At 68.4% G+C, this 5,525-nt stretch carries 5 protein-coding genes; 2 read left to right on the plus strand and 3 right to left on the minus strand.

Features of this window, described 5'->3' with window-relative positions; translation table 11 throughout:
• Together VFG33_RS13020 and VFG33_RS13025 are read right to left on the minus strand one after the other, a co-directional pair.
• The coding region (locus VFG33_RS13020; RefSeq protein ID WP_325025961.1) for a hypothetical protein at window positions 1–232 on the minus strand (232 nt) is incomplete at its 3' end.
• Window positions 229–3,195 (minus strand): ATP-binding protein, encoded by a 2,967-nt coding sequence (locus tag VFG33_RS13025; protein WP_325025963.1) that lies wholly within the window; start codon window positions 3,193–3,195, stop codon window positions 229–231. The genes VFG33_RS13025 and VFG33_RS13020, both read right to left, overlap by 4 nt.
• Window positions 3,196–3,263: 68 nt before the next feature.
• Between VFG33_RS13025 and VFG33_RS13030 the strand changes: the two genes are divergently transcribed.
• Both VFG33_RS13030 and VFG33_RS13035 read left to right on the plus strand, forming a co-directional pair.
• On the plus strand, window positions 3,264–4,145 hold the full coding sequence (locus VFG33_RS13030; RefSeq protein ID WP_325025965.1) for an NAD(P)-dependent oxidoreductase: 882 nt from the start codon (window positions 3,264–3,266) through the stop codon (window positions 4,143–4,145).
• Between the two features lie 137 nt (window positions 4,146–4,282).
• The gene (locus VFG33_RS13035; protein WP_325025967.1) at window positions 4,283–4,879 is read left to right on the plus strand and encodes a ParA family protein; all 597 of its coding nucleotides are present in this window, start codon (window positions 4,283–4,285) and stop codon (window positions 4,877–4,879) included.
• Window positions 4,880–5,037: 158 nt separating this feature from the next.
• On the opposite strand, the gene VFG33_RS13040 is transcribed toward VFG33_RS13035, so the two are convergent.
• On the minus strand, window positions 5,038–5,525 hold a 488-nt coding region (locus tag VFG33_RS13040; protein WP_325025969.1), incomplete at its 5' end, for an ROK family protein.

Below are 5,525 nucleotides of genomic sequence, written 5' to 3' on the forward strand. Positions count from 1 at the left end.
CCACCGCGATCCCCAGCCGGGCACAGAACCCCACCATCACCTGAATGTCGGTGACCGACCCCGGCCGCAACACAGCCTCAGGCACCCGATGGACAGACCGCCCCGCATCCCACGCCACCGCTTCCCGACTACCTTCGTCGAGCAACAGTTCCCCGTCCAACGCGGGCACCCGCTCGATACCCTCGCCCGCCTCGACCCACGAGCGGTTCACCGGATCAAACCCGACCATCACCGTTTGGCAATCCTCTCCACATCGAACCGCTCGCTCAGAGGCAACGGCGCACCCACACCGTCCCTCAACCTCTCGGCCTCTTTCAGAAGTTCTAGTGCTTCCAGGGGTCGTCCGGCCGCGGCATGGGCACCTGCTTGACCCTCCAAAGCGAGTGCGACTGCTCGTTCGTCTCCTGTGGTGACCGCGGTGGCGTGCGCTTCCTCGTGCAACTGAAGAGCTGTCGCGTGGTCTCCACGTTGTTCGGCGATGTAGCCGAGTTGGCTGAGGATGAAAGCGACCCCCGACGAGCCACCCACCTGCCGCAGCCACCCGAGCCACTTGGCGAGATGCAGCTCCGCCTTGTCGAGTTCACCCCGGCGCCGCGCGGTCATCCCGAGTCCGACCTCGGCGTACTCCTCCGCTGACTTGTTCGACTGCTCGATCGCCAGCCGTCGCGCCCGCTCGTGCAACTCATCAGCCTGCGCGTAATCCCCGGTGAGCATCGCGATCCGCCCGAGTCCCGAAGTACGGAATGACACCTCCGTCCACATCCCCAGCTCCTCCGCCTGCCGCAGCGCCTCCTGTAGCCGGCGAGTGGCCGTCGGATAGTCCCCTGCGATCTCGGCTGCCACGATCAGCGAGTAGTTCGCCTGCAACCGGCCCCAGTCATCCCCGAGTTCGTCAAACAACTCCAGGCTTCGCAGCCCGTCCCGCTGCAGCCCCTCCAGATCTACGTGGGTGAGCGACAGCTGCGCCCGAGTACTGAGCGCCGCAGCCAAACCCCACCGATCACCCAGCCGCTTGAAGGTCTCGACAGCCCGGTCGACCCGACTGAGCAATACCTCACGATCCCCGTACGCCCATTGGGTTGCCGCCAGGAACCACTCCGCCCGCGCCTGACCCAGCGGATCATCCAACGAGTCGTAGAGCTCGAGCGCCTTCGCACTGGCCGCCGTGAGGTTGCTGCCCTCTGCCGCAGTCGCGTTCAGTCCGACCAGCCAAACCGTCGCAGCCGCGCGAGCAGCAGTCACTGGACCCGGTACTTCGAGTGCTGTGGCCAAGGCCCGTCTCGCCTCGCTCAGGCGGCCGCGGAGATACCAGTACCAAGTCATCGCGTTCACGAGCCGCAACGCCTGCTCCGGCGACGCGTGCTCGAGCGCGATGCGAGCGTTGGCGTTCTCCAGGTCCAGCCGCTCCAGCCACAACCGCTGGTCGGCGCCACGGAGATACGGTTCGGCCTGCTCGGCCAGCGACACGTAGTACGCGGCATGGCGACGCCGCAGCCACGATTCCTCGCCGGCCTCGACCAGTCGCTCGAGACTGTAGGCGGCGACCGACTCCAGCAGTCGGTAGCGGCCGCTGCCGGCGACGACCAGCGACCTATCGACCAGCCGGGTCAGTACTTCGGCCGGCAGCTCACCGACCTCCTCAGCCGCCTCCAGACTGAAACTGTCAACGTGTACTGCGAGCCGCCGGAGCAGCACCTGCTCGTCCTCACTCAGCAGCTCCCAACTCCAGTCGATGGTTGCCCGAAGAGTCCGCTGCCTCTCCGGTACTCCGCGCCCACCCGCCAGCAGCCGGAACCGGTCATCCAGCTTCTCCGCAAGACCCCGTACTCCGAGCGCCCGCACTCGAGTCGCCGCAAGTTCCAATGCCAGCGGAATCCCATCCAACCGACGGCAGACCGCCGCCACCGCTTCGGCATCGTCGACCACTCCGGCGGTTGCCTCTGCCCGCTCCCGAAAGAGCTGCGCAGCTGGAGCCGCCTCCAGCGGACTCACCTCCAGCAGGTGCTCACCCGCGACCCCCAACGGCTCCCGACTAGTCGCCAGCACCCGCACCCCAGGCGCCGCAGCCAACACCACTCCCACCAACTCAGCCACTGCGTCCACCAAATGCTCACAGTTGTCCAACACCACCAGCCCCGGCCTGGCCCCCAACGCCCGACCCAGCCGGTTCCTCACCTCCTGCCCGACCGCGGGCACCCTCACCACGTCGTCCCGCAGCCCAACCGCACCCGCCACCGCATCCAGCAGTTCCGCCTCCCGAACAGCGGCCAGTTCTACCCAAACCCCTGTGTCACCGGCCGCTCGTGCCACCTCCAGGGCGAGCCGGGTCTTGCCGACCCCGCCCGGACCGACCAGCGTCAGCAGCCGGGACCGTTCGAGCAGCGCCTGTGCCTCGGCGACCGTCTCCTCCCGGCCGATCAGCTTGGAGACCGGCGTTGGCAGTTTGCTCACAGCGGAGCCTGTCAACGCGGGGTCGTGGCGGAGGATGGCCTGGTGTAGCGCTGTCAGGTCCGGGCCGGGGTCTGCACCTAGCTCGTCGGCCAGCGACTCCCGGAACTCAGCGAACGACTTCAGTGCCTCCTCCGGGCGTCCCGCTCGGTACAGCGCCCGCAAGTGGACGCCTCGCAACTTCTCCCGCAGCGGATGCCGCCTGACCAGCTCTGCCAACTCGCCGAGCACCCCGCCCCCGTCAACGACCCGGATCTCGAGCAGCGACTCCACCGCCGTCAGCCGCTGCTCCTCCAGCCGATCCCGGACGGCCCGCGCGAACTCGCTGTCCGCCACCTCCGCGTACGCCGGACCACGCCACAACCCCAGCGCCTCCCGCAACAGCTCCATCGGCTGCGACGACTCCCGCGCCGCATCCAGCAACCCCTCGAACTTGTTGCTATCGACAACCTCCGCCGGCACGTCCAGCGTGTATCCAGCCGGCCCGAAGGCGACCAGAGCCCGGGCGCCCGGCTCAGCCCGGGCGAGCGCAGTACGGAGTTGTGAGACGCGCGCCTGCAGCGTGCCGGTCGCGTTGCGGGGTGGGTGGTCACCCCAGAGGTCGTCGATCAACCGATCGGCCGACACCGGACGACCACAGTTGACCAGGAGATCGAGCAGCAGCACGCGGACCTTGGCGTCGGGCACCACGACCGGCTCGCCCGTGTCCGTCCGGACGACCAGCGGACCGAGCACCTCGAAGTACACGCCGTCACAGTAGCCAGCGCCGCCGACACCCGTAGGGAATCCGTAGCGGCCTTCCACACCATCGACCCATGAACCACGAAGCAGTCACCGTCATCGGCCTCGGCGCCATGGGCTCCAAGATGGCCGAAGTCCTCCTCGCAGCGGGCCACCCGACCACAGTTTGGAACCGTACTCCGGGCCGCGCCGCGCACCTGATCGCCGCGGGGGCCGCTGAAGCTCCGACGGCAGCCGAGGCCGTAGCCGCGAGCAACCTGCTGGTGATCAGCCAGCTCGACTATGCCGCGATGGAAGACTCCCTGCAGGGCGTGGACCTCACCGGCAAGGTCCTGGTGAACCTGAGCTCCGACAGCCCCGACAGACTCCGCCAGGGCGGCCGCTGGGCGACAGAGCGCGCTGCCACCCTCATCACCGCCGGAATCATGGTTCCGCCACCGGGTATCGGGCAGCCGGGTGCCTACTCCTTCTACAGCGGGCCCCGGGAGGTCCTGGAGGTTCACACCAGCACACTGGAGGCGCTCGGGCGGGTCGACTACGTCGGTACGGATCCCGGGTTGGCGATGCTCTACTACCAAGCGATGCTCAACGTGTTCTGGGCGACGCTGACCAGCTACTTCTACTCGGCAGCCCTGGTCGGATCAGCCGGCGTCAGCGCCGGGGAGCTCCGGCCGTACGTCGCGACGATGCTGGTCGACCTCGCCGAGAACGGGCCGATGGGCTTCCTGAAGATCCTCACCGCCGAGATCGAGGCCGGCCACTACTCCGGTGACCAGAACAGTCTCCACATGCAGGCGGTCGGTAGCGAGCATGTTCTGCAGGCCTTCACCCAGGCCGGACTGGACACGACTCTCCCGGCCGCGCTGGCCGCGATCTTCGCACGAACGGACGCCGACGGCCATGGTCAGGAGGGTCTCGGCAGCATCGTCGAGATGATCCGGAAACCGGCGGCCTGACCAGCCCGCGGGCGGCGTCCGCAGTACAGGTTGAAGGACCGTTGAGCTTGGTCGAAGCCGTGGGCAACTATCACGAACGGCACGGGCAACGCCGACGACACGCCGGAAATCGGACAAAAGCAGGTAGCGTCGGTTCCATGATCATCGTGACAGCTGCACTGAAGGGCGGGGTCGGGAAGACAACCACGTCGGTGTACCTCGCCTCGCTGGCCTCCTCCAACCGCCGCACGGCCACCCTCGTCGACGCCGATCCGCAAGGGAGCGCCGCGGACTGGATCGAGAACTCCGACGACGAGCACCTGAACAGGATCGAGATCGCCGAGGCGCCGACCGAGCGGTTGCTGACCAAGGCGCTGGACAAGGTGCCGCCGGAGGGGATCGGCGTGGTCGACATGCCCCCGTCGCACGAACGACTGCTGAACAAGGCGCTCGAACGGGCCCGGATCGTGATCATCCCGACCCGGGTCGGCGGGGTGGAGACACCCCGGGTGAAGGCCGTGCTGGAGCTGGTCCCGAAGGGGATCCCGGTCGGACTGGTGATCTGCTCGGCCCGGACCTACACCCGCTCGTACCAGGACACGATGCGGCAGTACGCCGAAGAGAGCATCCCGGTCTGGGGCACCATCCCCGAGCGGGTCTCGATCACGGCCGGCCCGATGGGACCCCTCGCCGAAGACGGCCTTGAGTCCTACCGCAAGGTCTGGCGCAAGATCCTCGCCGCAGCCCGCAGCTGAGTTCCGGCTGCCGACGCCCTTCCAGCAGGAAGGGCGTTTCGGCGCGCCCACCCGCCCTTCGACCCGGAAGCGCGCCCACCCGCCCTTCCACCCGGAAGCGCGCCCGCCCGCAGCCGTCCCCCGCCTGGCACGGGATGCGAGCGAGCTCGCGCAGTGGTTCAGCGGGCGAGGTCGAGGGGTTTGCGTTGGAAGGGTGGTTCGCCGCGGACGTAGGAGCGGATCACAGTGGCCGCGGCACCGCGGGCCCAATCGTCGAAGGTGTGGGAGCGGAGCATCAGCCGGCAGTCGCCTGCCGCACCGAACGCATGCTCGCCGAACGCCCGCCGCATCCGCTGGTCGTACAGGTCGTAGTCCGCCACGCCCTCGCCCGCGATCACCACCAGTTCCGGCCCGACCAGGTTCACCATCGCCGCCAGCGCCGACCCGATCACCTCCCCGGCCCGGTCGAACGCCTCCCGCGCCTTCGCATCCCCGCTGTGCGCCAACTCCAGCGCCCCGGACAGATCGAGCTCAGGCCGGCCAGTGCTCTCCCGGATCCGGGACAGAATCGCGGACGACGACGCGACCGTCTCCACGCATCCCCGTCGTCCACAGGTGCACACAAGATCCCCAGGAGCCAGCGGCAGATGCCCGAGCTCCCCCGAGA

This window comes from Kribbella sp. (assembly GCF_035687465.1).
Classification (GTDB): Bacteria; Actinomycetota; Actinomycetes; order Propionibacteriales; family Kribbellaceae; genus Kribbella.